Origin of the sequence: Candidatus Poriferisocius sp. (assembly GCF_965208475.1) — a bacterium.
In the GTDB taxonomy this organism is placed as follows: domain Bacteria; phylum Actinomycetota; class Acidimicrobiia; order Acidimicrobiales; family Bin134; genus Poriferisocius.
Genome location: NZ_OZ242338.1, coordinates 229,547 through 243,479 on the forward strand (window position 1 = coordinate 229,547; position 13,933 = coordinate 243,479).

The 13,933-nt window shown below is 64.5% G+C and carries 12 protein-coding genes; 5 read left to right on the plus strand and 7 right to left on the minus strand.

What is annotated here, in order from left to right:
• Window positions 1-4 precede the first annotated feature (4 nt).
• Window positions 5-1,852: a murein biosynthesis integral membrane protein MurJ gene (murJ, locus tag ACOGXA_RS01135; RefSeq protein ID WP_419925457.1), complete on the minus strand. Its 1,848-nt coding sequence runs from the start codon at window positions 1,850-1,852 to the stop codon at window positions 5-7.
• Between murJ and ACOGXA_RS01140 the strand changes: the two genes are divergently transcribed.
• The 3 genes from ACOGXA_RS01140 (at window position 1,785) to ACOGXA_RS01150 (ending at window position 5,499) form a co-directional block, all read left to right on the plus strand.
• Window positions 1,785-3,041 (plus strand): glutamate-5-semialdehyde dehydrogenase, encoded by a 1,257-nt coding sequence (locus tag ACOGXA_RS01140; RefSeq protein WP_419925458.1) that lies wholly within the window; start codon window positions 1,785-1,787, stop codon window positions 3,039-3,041. The two genes, murJ and ACOGXA_RS01140, sit on opposite strands and share 68 nt — an antisense overlap.
• 61 nt (window positions 3,042-3,102) lie before the next feature.
• A complete protein-coding gene (locus ACOGXA_RS01145) occupies window positions 3,103-4,017 on the plus strand; it encodes an AAA family ATPase (protein ID WP_419925459.1) in 915 nt (304 codons plus the stop codon).
• Between the two features lie 21 nt (window positions 4,018-4,038).
• Window positions 4,039-5,499, plus strand: coding sequence for a VWA domain-containing protein (locus ACOGXA_RS01150; RefSeq protein WP_419925460.1), 1,461 nt, complete (start codon window positions 4,039-4,041; stop codon window positions 5,497-5,499).
• Between the two features lie 69 nt (window positions 5,500-5,568).
• On the opposite strand, the gene ACOGXA_RS01155 is transcribed toward ACOGXA_RS01150, so the two are convergent.
• From ACOGXA_RS01155 to ACOGXA_RS01170, 4 genes are read right to left on the minus strand one after another with little or no spacing between them, the layout of a single operon-like run.
• Window positions 5,569-6,816, minus strand: a complete 1,248-nt coding sequence (locus ACOGXA_RS01155) for an McrC family protein (RefSeq protein WP_419925461.1) — start codon at window positions 6,814-6,816, stop codon at window positions 5,569-5,571.
• A complete protein-coding gene (locus ACOGXA_RS01160; protein ID WP_419925462.1) occupies window positions 6,813-9,620 on the minus strand; it encodes an McrB family protein in 2,808 nt (935 codons plus the stop codon). The genes ACOGXA_RS01155 and ACOGXA_RS01160 overlap by 4 nt, the downstream gene beginning before the upstream one ends.
• Window positions 9,621-9,671: 51 nt before the next feature.
• Complete coding sequence (locus ACOGXA_RS01165; protein WP_419925463.1) at window positions 9,672-10,127, minus strand: type II toxin-antitoxin system VapC family toxin; 456 nt, start codon at window positions 10,125-10,127, stop codon at window positions 9,672-9,674.
• Entirely contained in the window at window positions 10,127-10,372 is a 246-nt protein-coding gene (locus ACOGXA_RS01170) for a DUF2191 domain-containing protein (RefSeq protein ID WP_419925464.1), read from the minus strand. Before ACOGXA_RS01170 ends, ACOGXA_RS01165 begins: the two co-directional genes overlap by 1 nt.
• Before the next feature lie 442 nt (window positions 10,373-10,814).
• Here ACOGXA_RS01170 and ACOGXA_RS01175 point away from each other — a divergent pair, with 442 nt between their 5' ends.
• Window positions 10,815-11,057 carry a hypothetical protein gene (locus ACOGXA_RS01175; RefSeq protein WP_419925465.1) on the plus strand — a complete coding sequence of 81 codons (243 nt, stop codon included), beginning with the start codon at window positions 10,815-10,817 and terminating at the stop codon, window positions 11,055-11,057.
• A complete protein-coding gene (locus ACOGXA_RS01180; RefSeq protein WP_419925466.1) occupies window positions 11,054-11,473 on the plus strand; it encodes a hypothetical protein in 420 nt (139 codons plus the stop codon). Before ACOGXA_RS01175 ends, ACOGXA_RS01180 begins: the two co-directional genes overlap by 4 nt.
• 17 nt (window positions 11,474-11,490) lie before the next feature.
• On the opposite strand, the gene ACOGXA_RS01185 is transcribed toward ACOGXA_RS01180, so the two are convergent.
• The gene (locus tag ACOGXA_RS01185; RefSeq protein WP_419925467.1) at window positions 11,491-13,137 is read right to left on the minus strand and encodes an AMP-binding protein; all 1,647 of its coding nucleotides are present in this window, start codon (window positions 13,135-13,137) and stop codon (window positions 11,491-11,493) included.
• Window positions 13,138-13,151: 14 nt separating this feature from the next.
• Window positions 13,152-13,919 carry an SDR family NAD(P)-dependent oxidoreductase gene (locus tag ACOGXA_RS01190; protein WP_419925468.1) on the minus strand — a complete coding sequence of 256 codons (768 nt, stop codon included), beginning with the start codon at window positions 13,917-13,919 and terminating at the stop codon, window positions 13,152-13,154.
• Between the last annotated feature and the right edge of the window lie 14 nt (window positions 13,920-13,933).

The following is a 13,933-nucleotide window of genomic DNA, read 5'->3' on the forward strand; positions in this document are numbered from 1 at the left end:
CGAATCAGTCCTTTTGCCGGACTGTCTTGGCCAGGGCGCTCTTTGCCTGGCCCAGAACCCGCTCGATCAGCGCGGCGGCTTCGCGGGCGGCACCCACTCCGGCAGCCTGGCCCAGAGATATGTAGACCACTCCCGTCAATGACAGCGCGAGCGGCGCGGTGAACAGCGCGGGAAGGGGCTCGAGCCCCCAGGCCAGCACCCCGCCCAGCACCGCGGCCGACAGGGCGGCGACGGCCAGGCGGCCTGCCGGTCCCCGCAGCGCCCGGCGCCGGCGCAGCAGGTATCGGACCCGATGCCGCAGGATTCCGTATTCCACCCAGGCGGCTACCGTGCTTCCCAGGGCCAGGCCCACCGCTCCCAACCGCACCGCACCGTCGGCCCGCTCGGCATCTGCCAGCGGCGACAGCACCTGGAAGTCGCCCAGTCGCTCCACGCTGCCGTTGACCACCGCATAGGAGTCGAAGCTGAACATGAGCACCACCCCCACCGCGGCGGCCAGCACCACCCGCACTGCCGCCACCCGGGCCGGGCCTTTGGCGTCGCCGGCCGCGAAGCAGGCGTTTTGCAGCAGGCGGGACGACGCAGAGGCCACCAGCCCCAGGCTGTAGGCGGCCAGGATCCACCACACCTGCACGGTGTGGTCGCCGTTGAACTGCCCCCGCTCCAGCAGCGCGCCCACGATCAGCCCGCCCAGGGTGATGAACGCCACCGCGGAGTACAGAACGTAGAAGCCGATGCGGTCCAGCCCGGTTTGCAGACGGCGCGCCAGCGCCTCGGGGTCGCCCTGTTCTCTGGCCATCTCCGGCAGGTCGCTGGCCGCCACGCTCATGGCGAACAGGCTGATGGGCAGGAAGTAGACAACCTGGGCGAACCCCAATGCGGCGATCGCCCCCCCGGCCAGCAGCCCGGCCAAGATCAAGTCGACATAGGCCGACACCTGCACCACGCCCCGCCCGATCAGCGCGGGCCCGAACCGGTTGAGCACGATCCGCACGTCGGGGCGCCGCCAGTTCAGGCTGAGCCGCAGCGATGGAACCAGCCGGAGCACCAGGGGCACCTGCACCAAGAACTGGAGGGCCCCGCCCAACACCACCCCCCAGGCGGCCATTCTGGCTATGTCGGAAGCCCGTGTCGCGGGATCTACGCTGTGCCACACCAGCCAGGCCCCCACCATGAACGCCACCTGGGCCGCATTCCAGATAACCGGGGCGGCATAGGACAGAAAGAACCGGCGGTGGGCGTTCAGAACCCCCAGCGCCCACGCGGCCAGCACGATGAATCCGACCCCGGCGAACATGACCCGCACCAACTCCACGGTGAGGTCGGCGGTGTCGTCTGACAGCCGCCACAGCAGCACCGACACCAGCGGCTTGGCCAGCATCCATCCGGCCAGCACGACCAGCCCGGTGACCACGGCCAGCAGTCCGAATACCGCGCCGGCCAGCCGACCGGCGTCTTTGCGGCGGTCCTGCTCGGCCAATTGCGAATAGATCGGAATGAACGAGGCCGACAGCACGCCTTCGCCCAACAGGTTCTGAAGCAGGCGGGGGATGGTCAGGGCGGCCCGATAGGCGTCGCCGATGCGGCCCCCGCCGATGAACGCGGCCACGGCCGCCTCCCGGCCGATACCGGAGATGCGGGACAGGAATATTCCCGCCCCTACCAGGATTGCCCCCTTGCCGCCGGGGCGCGGGGCATCGTCGGGGCCGCCGAGTTGTTGTTCAACGGGTGGAATGCCAAAACACGCTACCGGAGCCGATGGTGCAGTCGGGTACGCTCGGGCGGTGAGCGCTGACACCCCCATGGCTGAGCTGGCCGACCGGGCCAAGACGGCGGCCCGGGTTCTGGCCACTGCCGACACCGATACCAAGAACCATGCGCTGCGGCTGGCCGCCGACCAGCTTGAGCAGGCCCGAGACGACTTGTTGGAGGCCAACCAGGCCGATGCGGAGTCGGCTGCCGCATCGGGCATGAGCGCCACACTGGTGGACCGCCTCCGCCTCACCGACTCCCGGCTGGAGGCAATGGCCGGGGGTTTGCGCAAGGTGGCCGGGCTGGCCGACCCGGTGGGGGAGATCGTCGGGGGTTGGGTGGTGCCCTCCGGCCTGCGGATCAGCCAGGTGCGGGCACCCCTGGGCGTGGTGGCCATTGTGTACGAGAGCCGCCCCAATGTGACCAGCGACGCGGCGGGACTCTGCCTCAAGTCGGGCAATGCCGCCTTCTTGCGGGGGTCGTCCAGCGCGTTGGGGTCCAACCTGGCCATTGCCGGGGTGATGCGGGACGCCTACGAAAAGGCCGGCCTGCCCAGCGATGCCCTGGTGCTGGTGGCCGACACCAGCCATGGCGCCGCCGCCGAGTTCATGCAGCTCCGAGACAGCATCGACTGTCTCATCCCCCGAGGGGGCCCTGGCCTGATCGCCTCCATCCTGGAGAACGCCACCGTGCCCTATGTGATCGACGGCGACGGCAACTGCCACGTGTACGTCGACGCCTCGGCCGATTTGGACATGGCTCGGCGCATCGTGGTTAACGCCAAGACCCAGCGCCCGTCGGTGTGCAACGCGGCGGAGTCTTTGGTGGTGCATCGCTCGGTGGCCCAAGAGTTGCTGCCGCCGCTGGCCGACGACCTGGCCGGTGTCGAGCTGGTGGGCGACGAATCGGCCCGGGCCATCCTGGGGCCGGACCGCATCGGCGAGGCGACCGAGGCCGACTACTTCACGGAGTTTCTCGACTTGAAGCTGTCGGTGAAGGTGGTGAACAGCCTCGACGAGGCCATCGCCCATGTGAACGAGACCGGCAGCGGCCACAGCGAGGCCATCATCACCGCCGATCTGGAGGCCGCCGACCGCTTCTGCACTGAGGTGGACGCCGCCGCGGTGCTGGTCAATGCTTCCACCCGGTTCGTGGACGGTGAGGAGTTCGGCTTCGGTGCCGAGATCGGCATAAGCACCCAGAAACTGCATGCTCGGGGGCCCATGGGTCTGCGCCAGCTCACCACCACCAAGTACGTGGTCCGCGGCGAGGGGCAGGTGCGGGGCTAGTGCCCGATCCGGGCATCCTGCTGATTTCGGAGCTTGAACGGGCTGGGCATACCCTTCAACCATGAGTTATTCCTTTGCTGACGTCGACTCGGTACGCCAGGGCCTGAGCGGTGTGCAGTATCTGGCCGACGAGGGCATCGCCGGGGTGGTCTATCTGGCCGAGCGCTTGCAGAAGCCGGTTCTGGTGGAAGGCCCGGCGGGCACCGGCAAGACCCAGCTGGCCAAGAGCGTGGCCGAGGCCACCGGAGCCCGCCTCATCCGCCTCCAGTGCTACGAGGGCCTCGATGAGTCGAAGGCGCTATACGAGTGGAACTACAAGAAGCAGCTCCTGAGAATCCAGGCCGAGCGCCAGGGCGAAGACCCCGAGGGCGAGGGCATGTGGCAGCAGATCGAGGACGACCTGTTCTCCGAGGAGTTCCTCTTGACCCGGCCCCTGCTGGAGGCCATCCGCTCTCCCGACCCGGTGGTGCTGCTCATCGACGAGGTCGATCGGGTGGAGATCGAGACCGAGGCGCTGCTGTTGGAGATCCTGTCCGACTACCAGGTGTCCATCCCCGAGTTGGGCACGGTGGCCGCCAGCCAGATCCCGCTGGTGTTCCTCACGTCCAACAACACCCGGGAGCTGTCGGAGGCCCTCAAGCGACGGTGCCTGTTCTTGCACATCGACTACCCCGACCTGGACCGGGAGAAGGAGATCGTGTTGGCCAAGGTTCCCGGCGTGGGCGAGAGCCTGGCCGACCAGGTGGCCCGCATCGTTCGCTCGGTGCGCCAGATCGAGCTCAAGAAGGCCCCGTCGGTGTCGGAGACCCTGGACTGGGCCCGCACGCTGGTGCTGTTGGGAGTGGAGCACATCGACGCCGACACCGCGGCCGAGACGGTTAACATCCTCTTGAAGTACCGCAGCGACATCGAGAAGGCGCTCAAGGAGTTCGCCACCTCCGACGAGGACTTCGCCGTGCCGGCGGCGACCTCGTGACGCTTCTCAGCTAGCCAGGCCATGAAAGTCGAGCCCGCCACCTCGCCTCTGTTGGCGCTTCTGGCCGGGTTCATCTCCGAGCTGCGGGCTGCCGGGCTGCCGGTCAGCCTCACCGAGAACCTCGATGCCATGGAGGCCATCCAGCACATCCCCATCGAGGACCGGGATGCGTTCAAGTACGCCCTGGCCGCCACGCTGGTGAAGAACCACGCCCACTGGCGGGCATTCGAGACGGTGTTCGAGGTGTACTTCTCGCTGCGGGGGGCCGAGTACGACCTGGTGGACGGCGAGTGGCCCGAGGGCATGGACCTGTCCGACCTCATAGACGGGTTGGACGGCCAGCAGCGCCGCCAGGGAGGGGGGGGCGGCGAGGCCATGTCGGCCGAGCAACTGGCCGAGATGCTGTTCCAGGCCCTCATGAGGGGCGACGACGCCCTGATGCGGGCCATTGCCCGCCAGGCGGTGCAGCGCTACGCCGGCATGGAGCCCGGCCGCCCGGTGGGGGGCACCTATTACCTGTACCGCACGCTGCGAAACCTGGACCTCGACGGCGTGCTGGAGCGCCTGATGGGCCAGGCTCGCCAGGATGCGCCCGGCGACCTGACGCCACTGGAGGAGCGTTTGGAACGAGACGAGTTCGAGGCTCGCGTCGATCAGCTCCGCAAGGAGGTGGAGGCCGAGATACGCCGCCGGCTGGTGGCCGACCGGGGAGTGGAGGCCATGGCCAAAACGCTCCGCAAGCCGCTGCCCGAGGACGTCGACTTCATGCACGCCAGCCGGGAGGAGATGATGGCCCTGCGCCGGGCCATCTACCCGCTCACCCGCAAGCTGGCCGTGCGCCTGGCCCGCAAGCGCCGCCACGGCCGCAAAGGCCCTTTGGACTTCCGCAACACCATGCGCCACTCGCTGTCGTACGGCGGGGTGCCGGCGGAGCCCAAGTTCCGCTATCCCCGACCGGCCAAGCCCGAGATCATGGTGGTGGCCGACGTGAGCGGGTCGGTGGCCGCCTTCGCCCGGTTCACCCTGCATTTGGTGTACGCCATAAGCAACCAGTTCTCCAAGGTGCGCTCCTTCGTGTTCATCGACGGCCTCGACGAGGTGACCAGCTATTTCGAGGGAGTGGACGACATCGGCGAGGCCGTCCACCGGGTGAACGCCGAAGCCGACGTGGTGTGGGTGGACGGCCACTCCGACTACGGCCACGCCTTCGAGGTGTTCTGGGAGCGCTACGGAAAAGACGTAGGCCCCAAGACCACGGTGATGATCCTGGGAGATGCCCGCAACAACTACCACGCCTCCCAGGCCTGGATCCTCAAAGAGGTAGAGCACCGGGCCCGCAAAGTGTTCTGGCTCAATCCCGAGCCCGGCGCCTATTGGGACACCGGCGACTCCATCGTCTCCGAATACGGCGTCCACTGCGACGGCGTCTTCGAAGTCCGCAACCTCCGCCAGCTAGAGGGCTTCGTCGAGAATCTGGTGTAGACCCAAGTGGTCGAGGGCTGCCCAGCTGATCGGCAGCTAACTTCGTCCCACTTCAGATTTAGAGAGCGGTCACACGAGGGCGGGTGAACGTGCGGGCTCTTGTCGAACAGGGGCAGGCAGAGGGCGGATTGCCCGGACTCGCTGTCTGATCCATAAGGCAGCCTTGGCGATTTCTGCGGTCACTTCGGCAGGCGGACCGCTGAGGTCGATGGCCAGGGTGTGAAGCAGCTTGTCGGAGTGCCGGACGGTGACCGTCCGTTCTGGCTGCCCGCCGTCGGCAAGGCAGTAAATCAGCACCCCCTCGGGTAGGTCTAGCGCAGTGGCATAGGCCAGTAGCTGGTAGTAGTCGCTTGTTCGGGCCCGGGCGTCTTCGGTGAGCTTGTACTTGATGTCGGCCACATAGACCTCGTGGCCTTGCCTGCGGAACACCAAGTCGGGGCGGATCGGCACCTGTTGGCGAGTGTCTAAGTGGCTGCTGACCTGATCCCACACTTCTAGGTGCCCTCTCAAGGCGCGGCGCAGCCGCTGGGTGACGAAGTTCTCGAACAGCCGGTTCATGTCCACTACGAAAGATGAGGCGGCGTGTTGGCCACGCTGGTCAGCCAGGGTCAGATTCTCCAGCAGCAGCCGGGCTAGTCGCAGTACCGGCTGGTAGTGGATGTTCAAACGGGTTATCGGTATTCGGTCCAAGTAGTCAGCCCGCATGAAACCGTCGGCCACATCTTCGAGGGAGGCCACCTGCTGGAGCAGCCGTCGCCGGTCCTCTGGATCGATTCTGGGCACGCGCAGCGCCCGCCGCGTTGCCGCCTTCAGGTAGCGGTTCTCGGCGATGTCCGGCGTGTACTCGTCATATCGGCACGCCACCGGCAAGGCGACCCCTGCTTGGCGGAACTGGGCTGCCGTGTTGATGCGGCCCCGTAGCGCGACGAGCCGGTCTTCCTCGGGTCGGTAAGACCGCAGCAGCCCGCGGGCCAGGGTGGTCTCCAGAGTCCGGGCAAAGAACGCAATCACCGACGGCAGGAGGTCGGCCTTGTTTGCATAGTCGAAGGCTTCCTGCCTCCATGCGTGTTCGTCGAGCCCCACTTCCAGCAGCAGAAACAGGTTCTCTGGACGGATCTTCGGGCGGATCAGCACCCGGAGATCGTCGACTACCAAAGTCCCCACGAGGTTCTGAGCGGTGATCGAATAGTGGTTGGTTTGGCCGGCGGGCTGTACCGTGACGACGCCTCTTCCTCTGGCGGCGAGGCGTTGTGCTTGGCCCTGAGCGAGTTCGACGGTGGCCGTCTCGTACTCAATGAGCTCGATGATGTTGCTCACAGATCTGGACTCGACTCCGTGGTTTCCTCGGGATCGGTCGCGGCTCGTTGGAGGGCAGCCTCCTGCTCGGCCATCTCAGCCCGCCCCGACAGGTCGAGGTAGCGCTTGTAAACCTGATCGAAGCTGAAGTAGTCGATCTGCTCGCGGTCGCCGAAGAACTGGTCTTCGATGAACGGCTCGGTGTTGTACTTCCAAATGCGACGCATCGCCTCCTCGTCGAGGCCTTGTTTCATGAAGTGGCTTGGTCCCAGAAGTAAGTGAGGCCCGCCCAGCTCTCGGTCGAGTTCGTCGTTGACTTGGGCCACGAGCTCGCCGATCCAGTCCGGCTCGTCGTTCGCGTCCAGCCAACGCTCAAGCAGTCCTTCCATCGGCCACCGATTGGGGAAGAACGGGATGAAGTGGAACCGGCGCCTCAGTGCGGCGTCGACGAGGGCGATGGAGCGATCGGCGGTGTTCATGGTGCCGATGAACCACAGATTTCGGGGTAGCTCAAACGCATCGTCGGAGCGGTAGAGCGTGCGCACGCTCTCGTCGCGGTACTCCAACAGAAACAGCAGCTCGCCGAACACCTTGGGCAAATTGGCCCGGTTGATCTCGTCGATGATCATCACATGCCGTCGGCCGGGGGCATCTGCGGCCCTCTGTGCCATGTCCGCTAAGGGACCGGGTGTGAGCTCGTAGACCATGTCGCCGCCGTCAGCTTGGGGTCGGTACCCCTCGAAGAAGTCCTCATAGGAGCTCGAGGGGTGGAATTGCACTAGCGCCCTCTGCCCCGGATCAGGCGCCAATACCCTGGCAAGCTCCCGAGCCAGGTAAGTCTTCCCCGTCCCCGGCGGCCCGTAGAAGACCACCTGCCCCTTGTCCTTCAGCAAATTGACGATGTCCTCCAAGAAGTTCCGGTCAACCAGCAGTTCCTCTGACAACGTGCCTAACGGGTCGGTCGCAGACTCTAAGTCACCCTTCTCCGGAGGGTCATCCGTCTTCAAAGTCGTCTGCCAGCGAAGCCAATAGAAGAACTGCGACATTCCCCAAGGGTCATCAGGAAAGAATGGCTCAAGGCGATCGCGTAGAATTCTGTTGGATTCCACATGAACCTCGCCGCGTGAACCAGTGGGTTCGTCTAGCTCAAGTAGGGCGAGCATCGCCCGCTTGCCTGCGTTCCCGCCTTGGGGGTAGACGCAGAGGTATTTTTCGGGGTGTGTGATGGCCAGCAGCTTCATGATTACCGATTCGCCTAGACCTCTGAACTTATACTGATCGTCGGTGAGAAGCCGGTCGATGCGTTCTGCGTCTGAGTCGTCGCCCCAGCACAGATAGCGGAAGGACTCCATCATGCGGTCATGCTCGGCTTCGTCGGCTTCGTTGAGCGACTTATTCAGCAATGGCATAGGCCCTGTACTTCCGTATCCGCCTCCGTTCCAGATCCGGCGTATTTCAGTGCGTTCAGCCAAAGCCATCGACTCGGGGGCAAGAATCTCCGCGAAGTGACGCTGTTCGGCTTTGTGGTCTGCATCCTGATTCCTGGGATATCCCTCCTCAGATCGGAATCTTTCGACAAATGAGGCGATCGGATCGTCGCCGATTCCAGTTGGCTCCGGCGCTGCTCCCGTTGCAAGTGCCAAGAGCTCGTCGAAGAGGGGCTTCAGTTGCGTAGCCGTTTCGACAACCGTTGCCGCCAAGTCGACATTCTTGAACTCTTCCCGGTTGAACCATCGCCCGTAGACGAATTCTGCCCAGTGGGCCCCAAGGAGTCCGACGTCCTCGCCGATTTTGGCAATAGAACCGCTGAGAACTCGACAGCCGACGTGTTCGGCTGAAGAGAGTATCGGCGCAACCGTGTCCATCCACCCTTGAGGGTTTACTCCTGGGCGCAGGGCAACGGCTGCACCCTGGTCGTTTACCCACACCCTCATGCTGAGCCCATTCTCAGATGCCTCGTTGATTCGCCAGTCCACCCATAGGTCGGGTCTGGGACTATTGGCTTTCGGCAAATTCACTTTGATTGGGTGGCCGAGCGCTTTCTCCACGTCGTCGGCAAGCTGTTTTCCCCAATAATCAGCGATGCTCACCAGGGCTCGGGCATTGATCTTTAGGTCTTCCTCGTCTTCATCACTCGCGGCCTCTGTGTCGAGCCCAAACGCAGCACGATCCGCCAGCACTTCGTCAAGGAATACGGGCCGTCGGCTGTGCCACCACATAGCAGTGATCTCAAAGTCGACCAATTCAGTATCAAGCTCCTGAACACGCTCCACAAAGACTCTGTAACGCTCTGCGGGGTCGGCGGGCAGGCTTTCCCCGGTGGAGAATTCGATATAGGCGGCTGCGCTGGGCCACATCACTGGCCAGCGACTCTGATCAGCGAGTCCCCAGAAATACGACAACAGAAACGGCACATGCCCCGACTGTGGGTGCGCGCCTACCCGGATCCTCTTCGCGTGGTCGACGACTGACTGGATCTTGGATGCGGCATCATCGTCAGAGCCGGGAGCGGTCAGGGACTCCGCTAGCAGCATGGCGAGAGGTTCCGGGTCCTCGGTCCGCTTGACGAGCTGATTCAACATCCCTTGACCGCTGAATCGGTTGAAGGCCAACGTCCCCGGCTTCACTGCCCACTCCTTCATCTGCTTGTGGAACGAGTTGAGGTCCCCGGTTCGGCGGAGGTCGGCAAGCAGACCAAGCGCTTCAGCCGCACTTGCCGCAAATCCGTCGGTACCAACTCTGGCCTCCCGGTAGCGGTCCTGGTTGGCGACAAGCCGCTTCAGATGCGCCTTGTGCCACTGTCGGCGGAACTCAGTCTCAGTCACGCCAGGCACTCTACTTGCGAGGTGTGACAGCTTGTCTTTGCCTGAGTGTCCCTATTCGGTTCTCAAGCCGCTGCCCGAGAGCGGATCGCGGGTAGGCAGCTGGGGGAACAGGGAGAAATCGCGGTCGCGGGTGAGCAGGGTCTCGACACCGTTGGCGGCGCAGATGGCGGCGATGCGGGCATCGTGGACGATCGCGCCGGTGATGTTGGGGCGGTTGACGAATCCCTCGAGGACGTCCATGAACCCGTCGGTCTCGCCGATCATGCGACACATCGGCGACGCCTCCCAAATTCGCAACTGGTGCCAGGCTTCTTCAGGAGTGGAGGCAGCCTCCTTCCAGATCTTCCGGTTTGTCACCACGCTGAGGAACTCGTGGCAGCATGGCCAAGGGATTGCCCAGGGCCGGGCTCCTTTGGCCAATTCTTCAAGTGTTCGGCGCGCTTGGGCATAGGGCTCAGATTCACGGCGATGCGCGTATACCAAGATGTTGGAGTCGACGGCCAGCATCAGGCTCCTCTGCCCTCATAGATGAGGTCCCGCAGTTCGGGCCATGTGTAGTGCTTCAGCGGGTCTTCCCCGTCGGGATCGCCCACGCTGCCATCCTCGAGTTTGTAGGGAACGGCCGGTGCCGGTTCGTCCAGCACCCGCCGCAATCCGTCTTCCACCACCGAGCGCAGCGTGCAACCTCTGGTTTTGGCATGGCGCTTGGCCCGTTCCAGCAGCACATCGTGGATGTCGATTGTTGTCTTCATTTGCCCATACTACCCATATCTCAAAATATGGGCGAGCAATATTCCAAGGTACTCAGCGGCAGCTGCCATCAACTTCAGCCCAAGCGACACCTAGCCCTTTGCGGGGCGTCTGATGAAGGCGCTGCCTAGCGCCACGCCCACGCCAGCTCCTATTGCGACGCCGACACCGACGTCACCGAGCGCCGCGCCTATGCCTGCTCCAATCCCGACGCCGAGTGCGATACTCAGTCCGAACCGGGGGTTAGGTTTCAGATTCCCCTTCATTGTCGGTCCTTCCTGCCGCGTCCGCTCCGGGTGGGGGTGGCGTGACCCCCCTGTGGTTGGTCCGCCTGATGCGTGCCCTGTCTTTTGGTCCTAGTTGTGGGAGTCAGGTGGTAGCAAGTGCGGAGTATCTCATGCGTACACAAGGCAATTTACATTTGTGCCTTGTAAGCTAAGGGGCGTGGGCAGAGTCAACAACCTGAAAGTGTCGAAACGGGGGCAGATGAGCCTGCCAGTGTCGGCTCGTCGCCGGTGGGGGCTTGTTGATGGCGGCAGGGTCGGGTGTCTTGATTTGGGCGATGGGGTGTTGCTGGTTCCCGATGGGATCGAGGAACTGCGTCGGGAGCTCTTGGATTCTGTTTCTGACCAAGAGTGGGCCGCAGCTCAGGCCGGTTTTGGTGATCCAGAACTGGCCAGCGAGTGACGCAGCTAATTGACGACCGGCTTCTTGCCGCGCGGCTTGGAGGAGGCGATCCGCCCGAGTCTCAGGAGCTGGCCTATACCACCGGCTATTGGTACGTGAGACTGTGCCGGGCGGTTCTGAATTCGTCCGGTTCTCATGGCGTTCTATCGGCATCGTTTGCTGCTCTGCCGAAGGCCATGCACGATCAGGCCATGCAGGCACTCTTGGAATTGCCCGATGAGATCGGACTGGTGAGCCTTAGAACTCTCGCCCCGGTCATAGGGCAGCTCAGCCGGCACCATCAACTCAATGCACTTGGCATCGAGGCTCTCGCCGCCGCGGTCTGCCTAGAAGCTGATGTCTACCTTTCGGCCCCATCTCCCCGACTCCAAGAAGCATTGACCGCAGAGAACTGCTGCGTCGAAATTGTCGGCTAAGGCTCAGCGGGTCGCCGTCAAGCGTGCCGCTCTTGGGCCGCCTCGCCCAAACCGAGTTCCTCGATCGACTGCTTCCGCATGAGGTATTTCTGGATCTTGCCGGTGATGGTCATGGGGAACTCGGCGGTGAACTTGATGTAGCGGGGGATCTTGTAGTGGGCGATCTGGCCCCGGCAGAACTCCCTGATGTCGTCGGCTTCCAGTTCTGCCCCGTCCCGCAACTGGATCCAGGCCATGATCTCCTCGCCGTAGCGGGCATCGGGCACGCCGATCACCTGCACTTCCACCACATCGGGGTGGCGGTAGAGGTACTCCTCGATCTCCCGGGGATAGACGTTCTCGCCGCCGCGGATGATCATGTCCTTGATGCGCCCGACGATGTTTATGTAGCCGTCGTCGTCGATGGTGGCGAGGTCGCCGGTGTGCATCCAGCCCTGGTTGTCGATGGCCTCGGCGGTGCGGGCTTCGTCGTCCCAGTAGCCCAGCATCACCGAGTAGCCCCGGGTCATGAACTCGCCGGCTTGGCCCCGGGGCACAGTGTCGCCGGTCTCGGGGTCCACAATGCGGACCTCCACATGCGGATGGGCCCGGCCCACGGTGGACACCCGCTTGTCCAGCGAGTCGTCCACCGACGTCTGGGTGGACACCGGCGAGGTCTCGGTCATGCCGGAGGCGATGGTCACCTCGGCCATGTTCATCCGGTCCACCACCTGCTTCATCACCTCCACCGGGCACGGCGAGCCGGCCATGATCCCGGTGCGCAGCGAAGACAGGTCGTATTCGTCGAGGTCGGGTTCGCCCAACTCGGCGATGAACATGGTGGGCACCCCGTACAGGCTGGTGCAGCGCTCCTTTTGGCAAGCCCGCAGCGCGGCCGCGGCGTCGAACCCCGCCGAGGGGATCACCATGGCCGACCCGTGGGTGGTGCAGGCCAGGTTGCCCAGCACCATGCCGAAGCAGTGGTAGAACGGCACCGGGATGCACACCCGGTCGGCGGTGGTGTAGCCGCAGGCCTCGCCCACGAAAAAGCCGTTGTTCAATATGTTCCGGTGGCTCAGGGTGGTGCCCTTGGGGAACCCAGTGGTCCCGCTGGTGTACTGGATGTTGATGGCGTCGCCCGGGCGAAGCCCCGCGGAGCGCGCCGCAAGCCGATCAGCAGACACCGCGGCCCCTCCGGCCAACAGGTCCTCCCAATCAGAGGTCTGGAGATACACCACCTGCCGGGCTGGCACCCGCTCCCATGCCTCGGCGACCATGCCCCGGTAGTCGCTGTGAGGGAACGACTCCGCTGCTACCAGGACGCTGATGCCCGACTGGTTCAGCACATACTCCAACTCGGCTACCCGATACGCCGGATTGATCGTCACCAAGATCGCGCCGATCCGGGCAGTGGCGTACTGCACCAGCACCCACTCCGCGCAGTTCGGACTCCAGATCCCCACCCGGTCGCCCGCCTGCACATCCAGCGCCATCAGCCCCGCAGCCACCTCATCGACTGCCGCCGCAAACTCCCGATAGCTGTACCGCAGACCCTGTTCGACGGACACCAGCGCATCCCGATCGCCGTGGGCAGCCACCGTTCGGGCCAAGTTGGCCGAGATGGTCTCCTCCAACAGAGGTATATCGGTCGGCCCCAAAGCCGATGACAGCGTTGCCTCGTGCATGTCGGAGCGCAGCCTCAGTCGTGGCTGGTGACGCCCCCGTCGACGATGAGGGTGGTGCCGGTTACGAAGCCGGCCTGATCCGACATGAGGAAGCGGACCGCCCTGGCGATGTCGGTGGGGGTGCCCACCCGGCCCAGCGGGGCCTTTTCCACACAGGCGGCCTTGCTCGGGGCGTCGTCCATCATCGCGGCCGTCATCGGCGTCTCGATGTAGCCGGGGCACACGGCGTTCACCCTTATGCTGTCGGGGCCGAGGTGATTGGCCAGCGACTTGGTGAGGCCCACCACCCCGTGCTTGGAGGCGGTGTACGACGGGATCGACGCACTGCCCACCACCGACATGATCGAGCCGATACCCACAATGGCCGACCCCTCATGACTGCGAAGATCGCCCAGCAGGGCTTGCGCCACGAACGCCTCGGCTCGCAGGTTGACGCCCAGCACCGAGTCCCAGGTCTCCTCGGTGAGGTGGTCGATATCCATCGAAGCCACGATCCCCGCCGCGTGGACCAGCCCGCCGATGGTGCCCAGCGCCTCTCGGGCACCGTCCACCGCCTCGGCAACCGCCGCGCCGTCGGTCACATCCAATCCCAGAGAGTGGGTTGCCACCCCGCAGTTGGCCGCTATGGAGGCCGCCGCCTCTGCTGCCCCCTCGGCATTGAGGTCCCACAGCGACACCGGCCGCCCCACTTCGGCCAGCGCCCGAGCACAGGCCCGACCGATCCCCGAACCCCCTCCCGTGACCACCACTCCTGTATCCGGCGACATCTCCAAAACAGACATGCCGGCAACCCTAC

Coding starts and splice junctions, on each gene's coding strand:
- ACOGXA_RS01145 (WP_419925459.1), top strand. CDS start 3,103: ATGAGTTATTCCTTTGCTGACGTCGACTCGGTACGCCAGGGCCTGAGC.
- ACOGXA_RS01190 (WP_419925468.1), bottom strand. CDS start 13,919: ATGTCTGTTTTGGAGATGTCGCCGGATACAGGAGTGGTGGTCACGGGA.
- ACOGXA_RS01150 (WP_419925460.1), top strand. CDS start 4,039: ATGAAAGTCGAGCCCGCCACCTCGCCTCTGTTGGCGCTTCTGGCCGGG.
- ACOGXA_RS01165 (WP_419925463.1), bottom strand. CDS start 10,127: ATGCTGGCCGTCGACTCCAACATCTTGGTATACGCGCATCGCCGTGAA.
- ACOGXA_RS01170 (WP_419925464.1), bottom strand. CDS start 10,372: ATGAAGACAACAATCGACATCCACGATGTGCTGCTGGAACGGGCCAAG.
- ACOGXA_RS01185 (WP_419925467.1), bottom strand. CDS start 13,137: ATGCACGAGGCAACGCTGTCATCGGCTTTGGGGCCGACCGATATACCT.